The 15,742-nt window shown below is 71.4% G+C and carries 14 protein-coding genes and 1 pseudogene; 9 read left to right on the top strand and 6 right to left on the bottom strand.

Features of this window, described 5'->3' with window-relative positions; genetic code table 11:
* Window positions 1-172: 172 nt before the first annotated feature.
* Window positions 173-1,474: an MFS transporter gene (locus LL239_RS08890; protein WP_228163076.1), complete on the bottom strand. Its 1,302-nt coding sequence runs from the start codon at window positions 1,472-1,474 to the stop codon at window positions 173-175.
* Window positions 1,471-1,692: a DUF167 domain-containing protein gene (locus LL239_RS08885; RefSeq protein WP_228163075.1), complete on the bottom strand. Its 222-nt coding sequence runs from the start codon at window positions 1,690-1,692 to the stop codon at window positions 1,471-1,473. The genes LL239_RS08890 and LL239_RS08885 overlap by 4 nt, the downstream gene beginning before the upstream one ends.
* Window positions 1,693-1,857: 165 nt before the next feature.
* On the opposite strand from LL239_RS08885, the gene rpsO reads away from it, so the two are divergent.
* Window positions 1,858-2,127, top strand: a complete 270-nt coding sequence (rpsO, locus tag LL239_RS08880) for a 30S ribosomal protein S15 (protein WP_058598104.1) — start codon at window positions 1,858-1,860, stop codon at window positions 2,125-2,127.
* Between the two features lie 202 nt (window positions 2,128-2,329).
* Here the strand turns inward: rpsO and LL239_RS08875 are convergent, their stop codons facing one another.
* On the bottom strand, window positions 2,330-3,346 hold the full coding sequence (locus LL239_RS08875) for an isopenicillin N synthase family dioxygenase (protein WP_228163074.1): 1,017 nt from the start codon (window positions 3,344-3,346) through the stop codon (window positions 2,330-2,332).
* A gap of 367 nt (window positions 3,347-3,713) precedes the next feature.
* Between LL239_RS08875 and efeU the strand changes: the two genes are divergently transcribed.
* From efeU to efeB, 3 genes are read left to right on the top strand one after another with little or no spacing between them, the layout of a single operon-like run.
* Window positions 3,714-4,715: an iron uptake transporter permease EfeU gene (gene efeU / locus LL239_RS08870; RefSeq protein ID WP_228163073.1), complete on the top strand. Its 1,002-nt coding sequence runs from the start codon at window positions 3,714-3,716 to the stop codon at window positions 4,713-4,715.
* Window positions 4,712-5,941 (top strand): iron uptake system protein EfeO, encoded by a 1,230-nt coding sequence (gene efeO, locus LL239_RS08865; RefSeq protein WP_228163072.1) that lies wholly within the window; start codon window positions 4,712-4,714, stop codon window positions 5,939-5,941. Before efeU ends, efeO begins: the two co-directional genes overlap by 4 nt.
* 1 nt (window position 5,942) lies before the next feature.
* Complete coding sequence (gene efeB / locus LL239_RS08860) at window positions 5,943-7,223, top strand: iron uptake transporter deferrochelatase/peroxidase subunit (protein ID WP_228163071.1); 1,281 nt, start codon at window positions 5,943-5,945, stop codon at window positions 7,221-7,223.
* A gap of 160 nt (window positions 7,224-7,383) precedes the next feature.
* On the opposite strand, the pseudogene LL239_RS08855 reads toward efeB, so the two are convergent.
* Window positions 7,384-8,349, bottom strand: a pseudogene (locus LL239_RS08855) (acyltransferase family protein); the annotation flags it as partial.
* Window positions 8,350-8,511: 162 nt separating this feature from the next.
* Between LL239_RS08855 and LL239_RS08850 the strand changes: the two are divergent.
* The 3 genes from LL239_RS08850 (at window position 8,512) to LL239_RS08840 (ending at window position 11,271) form a co-directional block, all read left to right on the top strand.
* On the top strand, window positions 8,512-9,717 hold the full coding sequence (locus LL239_RS08850) for an LLM class flavin-dependent oxidoreductase (protein ID WP_228163271.1): 1,206 nt from the start codon (window positions 8,512-8,514) through the stop codon (window positions 9,715-9,717).
* Between the two features lies 1 nt (window position 9,718).
* Window positions 9,719-10,363: an FMN reductase gene (locus LL239_RS08845; RefSeq protein WP_228163070.1), complete on the top strand. Its 645-nt coding sequence runs from the start codon at window positions 9,719-9,721 to the stop codon at window positions 10,361-10,363.
* 305 nt (window positions 10,364-10,668) lie between these two features.
* Window positions 10,669-11,271 (top strand): class I SAM-dependent methyltransferase, encoded by a 603-nt coding sequence (locus LL239_RS08840; RefSeq protein ID WP_228163069.1) that lies wholly within the window; start codon window positions 10,669-10,671, stop codon window positions 11,269-11,271.
* 89 nt (window positions 11,272-11,360) lie between these two features.
* Here LL239_RS08840 and LL239_RS08835 read toward each other — a convergent pair whose 3' ends face one another.
* On the bottom strand, window positions 11,361-12,143 hold the full coding sequence (locus LL239_RS08835) for a DNA/RNA non-specific endonuclease (RefSeq protein WP_228163068.1): 783 nt from the start codon (window positions 12,141-12,143) through the stop codon (window positions 11,361-11,363).
* A 46-nt stretch (window positions 12,144-12,189) separates the two neighbouring features.
* Between LL239_RS08835 and LL239_RS08830 the strand changes: the two genes are divergently transcribed.
* The gene (locus LL239_RS08830; RefSeq protein ID WP_228163067.1) at window positions 12,190-12,951 is read left to right on the top strand and encodes a fructosamine kinase family protein; all 762 of its coding nucleotides are present in this window, start codon (window positions 12,190-12,192) and stop codon (window positions 12,949-12,951) included.
* 18 nt (window positions 12,952-12,969) lie between these two features.
* Here the strand turns inward: LL239_RS08830 and LL239_RS08825 are convergent, their stop codons facing one another.
* A complete protein-coding gene (locus LL239_RS08825) occupies window positions 12,970-13,575 on the bottom strand; it encodes a DedA family protein (protein ID WP_228163066.1) in 606 nt (201 codons plus the stop codon).
* A gap of 133 nt (window positions 13,576-13,708) precedes the next feature.
* On the opposite strand from LL239_RS08825, the gene LL239_RS08820 reads away from it, so the two are divergent.
* Complete coding sequence (locus tag LL239_RS08820; RefSeq protein WP_228163065.1) at window positions 13,709-15,673, top strand: glycosyltransferase; 1,965 nt, start codon at window positions 13,709-13,711, stop codon at window positions 15,671-15,673.
* Window positions 15,674-15,742: the final 69 nt, after the last annotated feature.

Raw genomic sequence — 15,742 nt, 5'->3', positions numbered from 1 at the left:
CTGCCGCTGCGGTGTCCGGTGCGCGGGGCGCGCGGCCCGGCGCCCACGCATAAACGCTTCTGACGCGCATAAACGCGATGACACCGCGTTTATGCGCGCGGATGGCGTTTATGCGTGCGGGCACCCCGCTCGCCGACGACGGAAGGGGGCCGAAGGCGTGAGGGGGGGGAGGTCAGGGTTGCGGGTTCAGGGCGTCGTACTGTCGGAACCGCGGGGAGAGGCGCACGAGGAGTCCGACGAGGGCGAGGATCAGGATGCCGCCGAGAAGCGGTGGAACCCACAGAGACGTCAGTGTCGCGAGCGTGCCGGCGTAGAGCGCGCCGACGCGCGGACCACCGGCCACCACGACGATGAAGATGCCCTGGAGGCGTCCGCGCATGGCATCCGGGACCGCCGCCTGCATCATCGTCGACCGATAGATGGCGCTGACGTTGTCGGCCGCCCCCGAGACCGCCAGCGCGATCGCCGCGAGCACGATGAGGAGGATCGCCCCGGAGCCCTCGTCGGTGGACGGGGGGCGCATCCACCCCCCGGCCGCCGCGAGCAGCACCAGTCCGAATGCGCCGATCGAGAGGCCGTAGACCTGGATCGCCCGTTCGATCCCCAGCCCCTGGCGGCGCACCCGGCCGACGGGTCCTGAGAACAGGCTCGACAGGAACGCCCCCGCCGCGACCGCGGCGGTCAGGACACCGGTCGTGATGGCGCCGCCGCCCAGCAGAACGGCGCCGATCGCGGGGAACAGGGCGACGGGCTGCCCGAAGGTCATCGCGGTGATGTCGAGCAGGTACTGCAGGCGGATGTTGGGCGCCCGGCGCAGGAATCGCGCCCCGTCGCGGAAGGACTCCAGCCCCGGCCGCACGATCTCGCCCTCGGGACGCAGCCGCGGCAGCGACCACAGGCCGAGGAACAGCGACGTCATCAGCAGGACGTCCAGCGAATACGTCCACGCGTAGCCCGCGAACGCGACGAGGACGCCGGCGAGGGCCGGCCCCGCCATGACCATGATCCCCACCGTGACGCCCTGCAGCGCCGCCGCGGCGGGGAGCAGCTCGCGGGGGAGCAGCCGCGGCGTGATCGCCGACCGCGTGGCCATCACGATCGAGTTCGCGGCCGAATTGACGACGCTGAGCACGAACAGGGATGCCACGTTCTCCAGGCCCGTCCACGCCAGGGCGGCCAGCAGCGCCGTGGAGACGAACGTCACCGAGGCGGCGAGCAGCGCGACGGTGCGGCGGTCGAAGGCATCCGCCAGCATCCCGCCGTACAGACCCGCGAGCACCATGGGGACGAGACCTGCGACGGCGATCATCGACACGTCGAAGGTGCTCTGGGTCAGTTCGAACACATGCAGCATGACGGCCACGACCGTCAGCTGGCCGCCCATGCCCGACAGCGTCGAGCCGATCCACAGGCGCGCGAACGCGGGGGAGGTGGTGAGCGGACGCAGGTCGATGAAAGCGCTGCGGCGGCTCACGCTCCGACCTCGACGCGCTTGATGCGCGCGGTGTGCCCGCGCACGATCTCCACGTCGCGGGGCGCGACGCCGAAATGTTCGGCGAGGGCGCGAACGACGCCCGTGTTCGCCGCTCCTTCGGCCGCGCGCTCGCGCACGTGCACGACGAGGCCGTCGGGTCCGTCCTCGACGAGGGGGCCGCGCCGGCTGCCCGGCCTGACACGGACGGTGATCTGCACTCGTCGAGGCTACGCCACCGCGCGGGTCGCGGGCTTCGGCGGCGGTGGGCGATGGCATCCGGATGCTGGTAGACTCATGCGGTTGCCGTTGGATCGGCCGCGGATAAAGAGAGCCCACGCATCAGGCGTCGGGCGCCGCGCAACAAGAGGAAGGGGATCCCATCTATGGCACTCGAAGCGGACGTCAAGAAGGCGATCATCGAAGAGTACGCGACGCACCCCGGTGACACCGGATCCCCCGAGGTGCAGGTCGCGATGCTGACGCAGCGCATCAAGGACCTCACCGAGCACCTCAAGGCACACAAGCACGACCACCACTCGCGCCGTGGCCTGTTCCTGCTCGTCGGTCAGCGCCGTCGCCTGCTGGGTTACCTGCAGGAGGTCGACATCAACCGTTACCGCTCGCTCATCGAGCGTCTCGGTCTGCGTCGCTAAGCGCACCAGCGTTCAATCGCGCAAAACATTCTTGGAAGGCCGCCCCACGGTGTGGGGCGGCCTTCGTCATTCCCGGGCGTGCCGACCCCACGCATAAACGCGATCTGCGCGCATAAACACGAGGTGGTCGTGTTTATGCGCGCAGATCGCGTTTATGCATGCGTGGGGAGGCGTGGCGGGAAAGCGGCCGCCCCGGGGCTGCTCAGGAGGCCGCGCGCGCGGCGAGCAGATCCGGATGCCACCTCTCGGCGACATCGGGGTGAGCGCGCAGCCGCGACTTCAGGGCGTTCTCCCCGTACGTGGCGTAGATCGGGTTCGTCGGGTCCTGCGAGACGCCGCGGGTCTCGGCGGCGAGCTCGTCCGGCAGGTCGATGATCGGCAGCACGGCGTCCAGCGCCGGGTTGAAGAAGAACGGGACCGAGATGCGCTCGTCCGGGTACCGCGGCGAGATCACGCGGTGGTTCGTCGCCGTGAGGTAGCCCTGGGTGGCGTACTCGAGCAGCTCGCCGATGTTGACGACGAAGGCGCCGGCCACCGGGGGAGCATCGACCCACTCCCCGTCGCGCAGAACCTGCAGGCCGCCCTTGCCGGGCTCCACCCACAGCAGTGTGAGAACGCCGGAGTCCTTGTGGGCGCCGACGCCCTGCTGCGGCTCGGGGTCGTCCTTGCCGGGGTAGCGCACGATCTTGATGAGGGTCTGCGGGTCGCCGAAGTGGCGGTCGAAGTACTCCTCTTCGGCGCCGAGCGAGACGGCCCAGGCGCGCAGGAGCGTCCGCGCGATCTCGGTGAGCCGGTCGTGCCACTCGGTGACGACCTCGCGCAGTTCCGGCTGCGCGGCGGGCCAGAGATTGGGGCCCACGAGACGGTTGTAGCCCGGGCCGTCGGGGTCCGTGATCGCCTCGCGTTCCGGTCCGATGTCGATCTGCTCGCGCCAGTCGACACGGCCCTGCGTGAGCTCGCCGCCGACGCGGGTGTACCCGCGGAAGTGCGGACTGGTGAGGTTCTCGATCGCGAGCTTGTCGGCTTCGGGAAGGGCGAAGAAGTCCTTCGCGGCCTGCAGCAGGCGCGCCTCCAGCTCGGGGCTGATGCCGGTGCCGGTGAGGTAGAAGAAGCCCACGTCGCGGGTGGCGGTGCGCAGTTCGTCGCGGAAACGAGCGGCGGACTCGGGCCCCTGGTCGAGGAGCGAGAGGTCGAGGATCGGGAGGTTCAGCTCGGACATGAACCGAGGCTAAGTGGCTCGGGGCGGTGCAATGCGAATGTTGCCGACGGTTACCGCCGCCGAGCTCGCCGTCGGCCCGGATCGTGCGATTCCCCGGAGACGGCATCCGCTCTGGGGCGGATTCTCCCGGTCGGGAGGTGATTCCTTCCGCTCGATCAGAATGTGACGCCCCGGACCGGGCGGAATCGCGGAACGCTCACCCCCGCCGATCGGCGGGGGTGAACCGCCAATCGGTGGGGTGCGAGGAGGAGGCCGGATTGCGTAATGTGGCTGGGTCAGGTGAGGCTGTCCTTACCTATCCGCGCTGTCCTTACTCATCCGCACTGCCGCGGCATCCGCCCGAATCCCCGAAAGTCGGTCTCCGCTCGTGCTTGCCTCCTTCTTCGCTCCGTTCGTCATCGGGCTGCGTGAGGGGCTGGAAGCCGCCCTCGTCGTGGGCATTCTGGTCGCCTACCTCACCAAGCTCGGGAGGCGAGACGCCCTGCCGCGCCTGTGGGTCGGCGTGGGCCTCGCGATCGTGCTGGCCGTGGTCATCGGCGCAATCTTCACGTTCGGCGCGTACGCCCTGACCTTCGAGGCGCAGGAACTGATCGGCGGAGGGCTCTCGCTTCTCGCGGTGGCGATGGTGACCTGGATGATCTTCTGGATGCAGAAGGCGGGGCGCACGCTCAAATCCGGCCTCGAGGGCGGGATCGATCGTGCCCTTCGGGGCGGGGTGTGGGCCCTCGTCGTCGTCGGCTTCGTCTCGGTCGCCCGCGAGGGAGTGGAGACGACGCTGCTGCTGTGGTCGATGGTGCAGGGGTTCGGGGACAAGCCGGTCGCCCTGGTCGGGGCCCTCGTCGGGCTCGCCGTCGCCGTACTGCTCGGGTGGCTCATCGCTCGCGGAATGCTGCGGCTGAACCTCGGCCGTTTCTTCACTTGGACGGGCGGTTTCCTCGTCGTCGTCGCCGCCGGGGTGCTCGCCTATGCGATCCACGACCTGCAGGAAGGCGGTGCGCTGCCCGGCCCGTTCGGAGCCGGCGCCCCGATCGACCCGACGACCGGTGCCGTCGCCATCGGCTGGGTCGGTTTCCCCTTCGGCTGGGCCTTCGACCTGTCCGCCGTGATCGCGCCGAGCGGCGGCCTCGCCGCGCTCCTCCAGGCCACGATCGGCTTCATGCCGCAGATGACCTGGCTGCAGGTCATCGCCTGGGTCGTCTACGTCGCCGTCGTCGTCCCCCTCTTCGTCCGTGGTGTGCGGGGGAACCGCCGCCCCGCCGCCGCGCCGGTCCCGTCCGCAGGCACCACGGCGGACCCGACCCCCGCCACCTCGACGTCGAGCGCCGCGTCCGCCGCGGCATCCACCGCCCACCCGAATGGAGCATCATGAACCCCACTCGCTTCGTCGCGGCAGCCGCTGCGACCGGCGCGGCCGTCCTCCTCCTCTCCGGCTGCGTCGCCAAGACCGACGCGGCTGCCGCCGGCGCTCTGACGGTCACCTCGACGTCCGACGGCTGCGACGTCTCCGCGGCGACCGCGTCCAGCGGAACGGTCGCCTTCGACGTGAGGAACGAGGGCGACCAGGTCACGGAGTTCTACCTGCTCGCCTCCGACGGCCTGCGGATCGTGGGCGAGGTCGAGAACGTCGCTCCCGGTGCCTCGCGCAGCCTGACCGTGACGGCGCAGCCGGGCGACTACTTCACCCTGTGCAAGCCGGGCATGATCGGTGACGGTGTCGGTCGTGCCGCGTTCTCGGTCACCGGTGAGGCGGTCGCCATCGACGGCGAGGATGCCGAGCAGAAGCAGCAGGCCATCGACCTCTACGCCGCGTTCGTCAAGGACCAGGTCGGCCAGCTGCTTCCGGCCGTCCAGACGTTCGCGGCGGCCTACGCGTCCGGCGACGATGCCGCGGCACGCGATCAGTTCCCGCGGGTGCGCGCGTTCTACGAGCGCATCGAGCCGATCGCCGAGGCGCTCGGAGACCTCGACCCGCGCATCGACTACCGCGAGGTCGACGCCGTCGCCGAGGGCCTGACGTGGACCGGCTTCCACCGCATCGAGAAGGACCTGTGGGTTCCCGCGCAGGACGCGCTCAACGCCGACGGCGAGACCCCGGCCTGGGAGGATTGGGCTCCGTCCACGCCCGCCGAGCGCGCGTCGTACGGCGACACGCTGATCTCCGACACCCAGGAGCTCTACGACTACGTCCACTCCGACGCGTTCCAGCAGGCGCTGGACGACCAGGGCGTCGCGGGCATCTCCAACGGTGCGATCGCCCTGCTCGACGAGGTCGCCACGGGCAAGATCAGCGGCGAGGAGGACTGGTGGTCGGGCACCGACCTCTACGACTTCGCCGCGAACGTGGAGGGCTCGAAGATGGCGTTCTCGCTCGTGCGCGACTTCGCCGAGTCCAAGGGCGACAAGGGGGCGTCGCTGGTCACCCGCATCGAAGCCGGGTACGCCGATCTCGAGGCCGAGCTGGCCACCCACGGCTCCGCCGACGCCGGCTTCGTGCCGTACGCGCAGCTGACCGACGACGACAAGCGCCGGCTCACCGACCTCATCAATGCGCTCGCCGAGCCGCTCTCGCAGCTCACCGTGACCGTCCTGGAGTGACGTGGGCGAGAACGAGCAGATCCCGGATGCCACGGGCCTCTCCCGTCGCGGCCTGATCGGCCTCGCGGTGGGGGCAGGAGCCGCGGGACTGGCGATCGGCGCCGGATCCGGCGTCGCGGGCGGTGTCGCCCTGGGCCGCGCGCGCGAACGGCAGGTGCAGGATGCCGCGGTGTCGGGCGATGGCATCCACCAGTCGGGCATCACCACGCCGGTGCAGGACCACCTGCACTTCGCGGCGTACGACATGATGGCGCGCACCACCCGTGACGACCTCGCGAGCCTGCTCCAGGACTGGACCTACGCCGCGACGCGCATGATGCAGGGGCTCGAGGTGAGTGCGACCGGCGCCGTCGGGGGTTCGCCCGAGGCGCCCCCGGACGACACCGGCGAGGCGCTGGGGCTGCCGGCGAGCAACCTCACCATCACGTTCGGCTTCGGACCGTCGTTGTTCGACGACCGCTTCGGCCTCGCCGACCAGCGCCCGCCGGGGTTGGAGCGGCTGCCCGCGTTCCTCGGGGACGACCTCGACCCGGAGCGTTCCGACGGCGACCTGTGCATCCAGGCGTGCGCCGACGACCCGCAGGTGGCGGTGCACGCGATCCGCAACCTCAGCCGCATCGCCTTCGGGCGGGCACGTATCCGCTGGTCGCAGCTCGGGTTCGGCCGGACGTCGAAGACCACGAGCGACCAGGCCACGCCGCGCAACCTCTTCGGGTTCAAGGACGGCACGGCGAACATCCTCGCCGACGACACCGCGGCGCTGGACGAGCACGTCTGGGTCTCGGCATCCGAGGGTCCGGCGTGGCTGGCGGGCGGGTCCTACCTCGTGGCACGACGGATCGCCATGCTCATCGAGACGTGGGACCGGACACGCCTGGCCGAGCAGGACCGCGTCGTCGGCCGAGACAAGGCGCAGGGTGCGCCGCTCTCGGGCGGCGACGAGTTCACCGCTCCTGATTTCGCCGCCACCGACGCCGCGGGAAAAGCGCGGATAGACGAGCGCAGCCACGTGCGGCTCGCGCACCCCGACTTCAACGGCGGCATCCGGATCCTGCGGCGCGGCTACAACTTCGTCGATGGGAACACCGACCTCGGTCGGCTGAACGCGGGGCTGTTCTTCCTGTCGTTCCAGCGCAGCCCCGACCGCTACATCACTGTCCAGCGTGCCCTCGCGACCGACGCGATGGGCGAGTACCTGAAGCACGTCGGGTCGGGTCTGTGGGCCGTGCCTCCGGCTCCGGCGCCGGGTCGCTCGATCGGCGCGGGCGTGCTCGGCGACTGAGGTCGCGCGTCGGTGCCGGCTCGCTCGGCGCCGGAGGTCGGGCGTCCGCCTGTCGGCTGCCGCGGCCGCCACCGAGGGCGGGGTCGTGGAAGAGCCACGGCATCCGGGGCTCCACGAGGGGACGGAACACCCGCCTCACGGGTCGGCTGGCCAGCAGCACGGCGATCGCGACGCTGGCGACCGCGACGAGCGGGATCCACAGCCACATCGGCTCGAGCCCCCGCAACACTCCCGACTGGCGGAACGGGTAGAGCACGAAGGTGTGGAGCAGGTAGACGTACATCGTGGAGGTGCCCAGCCGCGTCCAGGACGTCTGCCTCCGCGGGATGAGCACGAGGAACGCGCCCATCAGGACCAGAGCCACCGCGATGATCGCCAGGCGCACGGCTCCCGACCACCAGGACGGGGCGTCCAGGTCGGTGTAGGCGTCGACGAAGAAGAACCACGTGCCCAGGCGCACCTCGCTCCACACGTCGACGAAGACGAAAGCCAGGACGCCGGCCCCCGTCAGCACCGCCGCCGCGACCGCGCGCAGCCACAGCGGGCGCCGGTCCAGCAGTCCGTGGCGCGCGACGACGTCGTGCGTACGGAGCCACCAGCCGAGGGTGAAGAAAGGCAGGAGGCCGAGCAAGCGCGACAGCGAGAAGGTCGAGTCGATGCTCGGCAGGTAGCCCGCGACGATCGAGATCCCCACCGCCCACCACACCGGCCCGCGCAACAGCGCGAGGTAGGGCAGGACGATGCGGAACAGCGCCAGCGCGAGAAGGAACCACAGCGTCCACGCCGGTTGCGCGGGATCCAGGTTCGTCCGGCCCGTGACGAGGAACTGCGTGAGCGTCCAGATCGCCTCGAAGATCACATACGGCGCGACCAGATCGGTGATCACACGGGCCAGGTGCTTGCGCGTCGTCTTCGTGGCGGAGGAGAAGTATCCCGACACCAGCGCGAACAGGGGCATGTGGAACGCGTAGACGAGAAGGTAGATCGCCTCGGCGGCGTCCGAGTCGTACGTCAGTCGCTGGATGGCGTGGCCGAACACCACCAGGACGATGGCGGCGAAACGGGCGTTGTCCCAGAACGGCACGCGGGGCTTCGCGGGCGCGGGGGTGGCATCCGGGGTCGTCATCGCGCGCCACGATAACCCGACCCTCGCGCCGACGTCGACGGGGGTGGGAACCGGATGCCGATGGGGTAGGGAATAGATCCGGGCGCCGCGCGTTCTCCCATGTATATTCATATGCATACAAACAGGAGGGGCATCGTGAACGAGACGAAAAACTGGCCCGGGATGCAGTTCGGTGTCATGACGGTGAGCGACATCACCCAGGACCCGACCACCGGCAAGACCCCGAGCGAGGCCCAGCGCATCAAGGACACGCTCACGATCGCGAAGCACACCGAAGAGGTGGGTCTCGACGTCTTCGCCCTCGGCGAGCACCACAACCCGCCGTTCTGGTCGTCGTCGCCGACCACCACGCTCGCGTACATCGCGGCCCAGACCGAGCGTCTGATCCTCACGACCTCCACGACCCTCATCACCACCAACGACCCGGTGAAGATCGCCGAAGACTTCGCGATGCTGCAGCACGTGTCGGGCGGTCGCGCCGACCTCATGCTGGGTCGCGGCAACACCGGCCCGGTCTACCCGTGGTTCGGCAAGGACATCCGCCAGGGCCTGCCGCTGACGATCGAGAACTACGACCTGCTCCACAAGCTGTGGCGCGAGGACGTCGTCGACTGGGAGGGCAAGTTCCGCACCCCGCTGCAGGGCTTCACCTCCACGCCGCGTCCTCTCGACGGTGTGCCCCCGTTCGTGTGGCACGGCTCGATCCGCACGCCCGAGATCGCCGAGCAGGCGGCGTACTACGGCAACGGCTTCTTCGCCAACAACATCTTCTGGCCCAAGGAGCACTACCAGCGGCTGATCACGCTGTACCGCGAGCGCTTCGCCCACTACGGCCACGGCACGCCGCAGCAGGCGATCGTCGGCCTCGGCGGCCAGGTGTTCATGCGGTCGAACTCGCAGGACGCGGTGCGGGAGTTCCGCCCCTACTTCGACAACGCTCCGGTCTACGGACACGGACCGAGCCTCGAGGACTTCAGCGAGATGACCCCGCTGACCGTCGGCTCGCCGCAGCAGATCATCGACCGGTACGCCGCGATGCGCGAGACGTTCGGCGACTACCAGCGTCAGCTGTTCCTCATCGACCACGCGGGCCTTCCGACCAAGACCGTGCTCGAGCAACTCGACATCCTCGGTGGAGAGGTCGTGCCCGTCCTCCGCAAGGAGCTGCAGAAGAACCGTCCGGCCGAGGTGCCCGACGCTCCCACGCACGCGAACCTCGTCGAGAAGATCTACGCCGGCGCCGCCCCGCGCCAGGCCGTCCCGGGGGCCAACCGCGGTGACAACCTCACCGCCGGCAGCCCCTACCAGGACGCCCCGGCCAAGGCCGGCAGCTCCTTCGGTGCCGCCGCGACGCGAGTGGGGGCCTGACATGACCGCCCGCCGTATCGCGGTGGTGACCGCGGGACTGTCCACCCCCTCGTCGACGCGGATGCTCGGTGACCGGTTGGCGCACGCGGCGCTGACCGAACTGCGCGAGCGCGGCATGGAGGCCACCAGCGACGTGTTCGAGCTGCGCGACTACGCGCACGAGCTCACCGACAACCTGCTGACGGGGTTCGCTCCGCCGGCGCTCGAGCAGATGATCAACACGGTGGTCTCGGCGGACGGCGTGATCGCCGTGACGCCGATCTTCTCCACGAGCTACTCGGGGCTGTTCAAGTCGTTCATCGACGTGCTCGACCCCCAGGCGCTCACCGGGACGCCGGTCCTCATCGGGGCGAACGCGGGGACCGCGCGTCACTCCCTCGCGATCGACTACGCGATCCGGCCGCTGTTCACCTACCTGCACGCCAATCCCGTCCCGACCGGTGTGTTCGCGGCATCCAGCGACTGGGGTGCGAACGCCGACGAGGTCGCGCCGCTCGGCGCCCGCGTCGACCGTGCCGCGCGCGAGTTCGCCGACGCGATCGCCGCGCGCGAGCCCGTGCAGGATGCCGACCCCTACGACCCGTCGTCGTACCTCGGTGCGGGGAAGTCCTTCGGTCACCTGCTCGGCGGTCTCTCCGGCGAGTGACCCGCCTCGAAGCCCCGTTCTCCGTTCGGAGGGCGAGGCTTCGTGCTGCCCGGGTGCGTCGCGTCGGTGCGATATGGCGCAAGCTCCGTGCGTCGCGCAACCTCAGTCCGGTCGCGCGTTGAGGGGCTGATCATCTGCTGATCGCTGAGGGTGCGCCGCGGGCGACCGATGAGTGGATGCCGAGGGCGGGGTCTGCGGCGCGTCGGCGCCGGCTCAGTGATTCGCGCAATATCAGTCCGGTCGCGCGGATTCGGGCTGACCTGGCGCGGACCGCCGAGGGTGCGCGGCGGCTCTAGGGTGAGGGCATGGATGCCGAGCAGTGGGACGAGCGCTATCGCGCGTCGGCCGGCGGGGTGTGGGCGAGCGAGCCGCCCGCCGTGGTCCGGGAGATCGCCGCGACGCTGACGCCCGCCGCCGCCATCGACGTGGCCACGGGCGACGGGCGGACGGCCCTCTGGCTCGCCGCGCGCGGGTGGGAGGTCACCGGCGTCGACTTCTCGGCCGAGGCCCTGGCGATCGCGGCGGCCCGACCCGGCGGGGACGCCGTGTCGTGGGTGCGCGCCGACGTGCACGCGTGGGAGCCGGTGGCATCCGTGGATCTCGTGGTCTCGTGCTACCTGCACCTCGGCGACAACGCCGCGGCGATAGCCCGCATCGCGCAGTGGGTCGCGGTCGGCGGGACGCTCGTCGTCGTGGGCCACGACGTCGAGAACATCGCCGCAGGCGGGCACGGGCCGTCCGACCCTGCGATCCTCTATACGCCCGACCTGCTGCGGGGTGCGCTCGACGACCGGTTCCGCATCGAGCGGTGCGAACGGGTGGTCCGCGGCACGGGCGACGCCGAGCTGCGCGGCGGGCACGCGCACGACGCGATCGACACCCTGCTGCACGCGGTGCGCGTGCGCTGAGCCGCCCCGCTCCCGGTGGCCGTCGATCGTCGACGGGCAGAGGGCGACGACGCCGAACTCCGCAACCCGCGCGCCGCGCGTGCCCGGGCTCAGAGCACGATGTCGCCCGCGTCCCGCAGCTCGCGCGCCCCCGCGGGGCGCACACCGGGGCGCTCCAGCACGTCCGCCTCCGCGAGCACTCCGACGTCGACGCGCGCGGCGGCGGCGATGTCGCGGATCGGCACCTGGAACGTGCGGAACGCGCCGAGCGGCGGCACCGTCAGTCCCTGCTGCGTGTCGACCAACGCGGTCTGATCGAGGATGAACCCGGCGGCCGCCAGCCCGGACGGCGAGCGCCAGGCCGCGATCTTCCAGAACCGCAGCGGTACCCGGATGCCGCGATACGGGGGATCGTCCGGATCGAGCACCGGCGCTGTGAACACGGCGAGCCGCTGATCGGTGCTCTCGGCGTAGGCGAGCACGTGATCCTCGAGTCCGAGCCAGAGCTCCTTGGACTGGTTGAAGCCCGCCGCCTGCGGTGCCGCGTTGGTGTAGAAGAACGTGGCCTCCGTGGCATCCCGCGCCTCGGACGCACCGCCCCACCCCGGGTCGCGGCGGCGCACGAGGTGACCGCGATCGAGATCGTTGCGGCTGTAGATCTCGGGACCGGCCTGAGCGGAGTCGGGCGCGCGCGGATCGAGACGCCACTCTCCCGAGCGCGGAAGGTCGCGCAGCGTCGCCCCGTCGATGACGACTCCGGTGACGGCAGCGAGACGCCGCTCGGGTGCGAGCAGGACCGAGAACCGCGGATAGTCCAGCCGTATCGTCTCGAGGGCGGGGGAGGGAAGGGGCAGGGGGATGCCGAGGAAACCGGGGTCGAAACCGTCGCTCATCGCTCCATCGTCGCCGCATCCTCCGACATCGCGACAGACTGGAGCGATGGAACGGCTGGTGAAGACCCGGGACGACGCCCCCGACGGCTTCTTCGCGGCGGAGGCCGCGGGGCTGGCGTGGCTCGCCGCCGCGGGCGGTGTCCGGGTGGTGGAGGTGCTCGAGACCGCGCCGACGCGGATCGTGCTCGAACGGGTGACGCCCGAGCGCCCGACCGCCGAGGCCGCGGAGCGGTTCGGTGCGGGATTGGCCGAGACCCATGACGCCGGAGCGGCGGCCTTCGGTGCACCGCCGCCCGGGTGGACCGGCGACATCTTCATCGGCCGCCGTTCGCAGCCGGCGCGGCCCGAGCCGATGTGGGGGGCGTTCTACGCGGCCCAGCGCGTCGAGCCCTTCCTCGACCCGGCCGTCGCGGCGGGGAATCTCTCGGCTTCAGGAGCCGGGATCGTGCGACGGGCATGCGCGCTCCTGTCGGCCGGCGCCTTCGACGACGACGACGGTCCCGCGCGCCTGCACGGGGACCTGTGGGCCGGCAACGTGCTCTGGTCCGCCGGGGGCGTGGTCCTCATCGACCCCGCGGCACACGGCGGCCACCGCGAGACCGACCTGGCGATGCTCGCCCTGTTCGGCTGCCCGTTCCTGGACCGGATCCTCGCGGCCTACGACACCCGGCATCCGCTGCGTCCGGGCTGGCGTGAGCGCGTGCCCGTCCACCAGCTGCATCCCCTCGCCGTGCATGCGGCCGGACACGGGCCGTCCTATGGCGACGAGCTCGTGGATGCCGCCGAACGCACGCTCGCGCTCGGCTGAGACCCGCGGGCGAGCGGATTACCGCGCCGCCCGCCGTCGCGCCCGCTGCGCGAGGAGCAGGTCGATGCCGATGCCGATCCCGATGGCGACCACGACCGACACGACGACCGCGACCAGCGGTCCACCGGGGACGAGGGCGGCGACCAGGGCGCCGATCACCGCTTGGTAGGCGGCCCAGGCGGTGGCGGCGACCGCGACGACACCGAGGTATCGAGCCGGGTTCAGCCGGGCAGCCCCGGCGGCGAGGTTCACGGCGAGCCGGGCGAACGGCACGAACCGCGCCGTGAACAGCACGACCGCGGTGTTGCGCTCCAGCCGGGCACGTGCCCATTCGAGCGCCGAGCGTACCCGCGGCCCCCGCATCCACGCCCAGCGTTCGACGCCGACGGCGCGCCCGACGAGGTAGCAGCACAGGTCCCCGCAGAACGCCGCGGCGCCGGCGACCGCGACCACGGCGATGAGCGGCGGTGCGCCCTGCGCCACCCCCAGGGCGCCGAACGCCGTCACCGCCGCCTCTCCGGGGATGACGACGAGGAAGGCGTCGGCGAACACGAGCGTCGCCATGGCCGGGAGGGCCCATGGGCTCGCCGCGATCACCCCGAGCCACGCCTCGATCCCGTCCACCCGGTCACTCTCCGCCGCGGATCGAGACGCACGGCCCACGTGGCGGTGACGCGGTGCGGAGCATCCGGTGAACATCGCGAACGTCGGGCCGGGTTCGCAGCCGGGACCCGCCGGCCGGTCCCACCCTGGAGGCGTGAGAGTCGCGCTGCTGGCCGAGTCCTTCCTCCCGCACATGAACGGAGTCACCGGTTCCGTTCTGCACGTCCTCCGTCATCTGGCGGAGGCCGGTCACGAGACGCTCGTGATCGCCCCCAAGTCCGGAGACGTCACCGCCGACCTGCACGGCGCTCGCGCCGAGCTGTTGCGCTCCGTGCCGCTGCCGTCGTACCCCGAGGTGCGTGTGGTGTTCGCGCGCGCGGCGCGCCTCGGTGCGCTTCTGCGCGAGTTCCGCCCCGACGTGGTGCACCTGGCATCCCCGTTCGTGCTGGGCTGGCAGGGACTGGCCGCCGCCGAGGCCCTCAAGATCCCGTCGGTCGCCGTGTACCAGACCGACGTCATCGCTTACGCCCAGAAGTACGGCCTGCCGCAGGCCACCGCGCTCGTCGCGGGCCACGTCACTCGGCTGCACCGCCGCGCCACTCTCACCCTTGCCCCCTCGTCGGCGTCCGTGCGTCAGCTCGAGGGTCTGGGTGTCGATCGTGTCCGCCGGTGGGGGCGGGGAGTGGATGCCGTCCGCTTCGCGCCCGCGCATCGTGACGACGTCTGGCGTGCCGCCGTCGCCCCGGGCGGGGAGCGCGTCGTCGGATACGTGGGGCGCCTGGCGCCCGAGAAGCAGGTCGACGATCTGCGGGCGCTCGCCGACCTCCCCGGCACGCGCCTGGTGATCGTGGGTGACGGCCCCTCGCGGCCGGCACTGGAGAAGGCGATCCCGGATGCCGTGTTCACCGGCCACCTCTCGGGGACGGACCTTGCGCGGGCGATGGCCGGATTCGACGTCTTCGTGCACCCGGGCGAGAGCGAGACCTTCGGGCAGACGATCCAGGAGGCACTGGCCAGCGGCGTACCGGTGGTGGCGACGGGCGTGGGCGGACCTCTCGACCTCGTCCGCTCCAGCGTCGACGGATGGCTGTACCGCCCGGGCGACCTCGACGACCTGCGCGCGCGCGTGGCCGATCTCGTCGGCGACGACTCCAAGCGTCAGGCGTTCGCGCGCGCGGCCCGGGAGGCGGTCGCGGGGCGCACCTGGGACGCGCTGACACGTGATCTCGTCGGCCACTACCGTGAGGCCGCGGCGCTGCGCGCGATGGACGAGGGCATGCTCGTGCGCGGGGGAGAGCGGCCCGAGGTGCCCGAGCGGCGCACGCGCGGACGCTGGACACGCTTCGTCGCTCTCGGTGACTCGCTGACCGAGGGGTTGTGCGACGCGTCGCGCATGCCGGCGGGGCACTTCCGCGGGTGGGCCGATCGCCTGGCCGAACTGCTCGCGCACACGAGCGACGACGGGCCGTTCCGGTACGCCAACCTCGCGGTGCGCAGCCGCCGCGTGCGGCATCTGATCGATGAGCAGATCCCCGCGGCGCTGGCACTGCAGCCCGACCTCGTCTCGATCCTCATCGGCGCGAACGACCTGGTGGGACCCGCTCCCGTGATCCCCGCTCTGGCGGCAGAGGTCGAATCGGCCGTCCGGGCCGTCCGCCGCACCGGCGCGGACGTGCTGTTGGTCACGACGTTCCTTCCGCGGCGGGCGGCGGCGCGGATCTTCGCCCGACGCTTCTCGGCGTACAACGTCGAGCTCCGGCGCATCGCCCGGACGCACGGCGCGATCCTCCTCGACCTCGAAGCCGTCGCCGAGATCGGCGACCTGCCGCTGTGGGCCGACGACCTCGTGCACCTGCGCTCGCGCGGACACCGCCTCGTCGCCTATCGCGCGGCCGAGGCCCTGGGCGTCCCCGACGCCGGAGAGCTGTCCGGCCTGGACGAGGCGCTGCACGCCGACGACGAGGTGCCGCAGCCCGGCTGGCTCACGCGCGATGCGCTGCCCTGGCTGTGGCGGCGCCTCCGCGGGCGCACCGCCGGCGACGGCATCCTCCCCAAGCACCGCGACTACGTCGAGCTGCCGACCCGCGGCGACCGCCAGCGCCAGCGCGCGTCGTCCTGAGGGGCGTCCGCGGCGCCGGGTTCACGCGATCTGGCTGAGCGTGCACGGCACGCGCGGCCGGGACACGGT

Source organism: Microbacterium testaceum, from assembly GCF_020781835.1.
Lineage (GTDB): Bacteria > Actinomycetota > Actinomycetes > Actinomycetales > Microbacteriaceae > Microbacterium > Microbacterium testaceum_H.
This window is presented reverse-complemented; position numbering and strand designations above follow the sequence as displayed.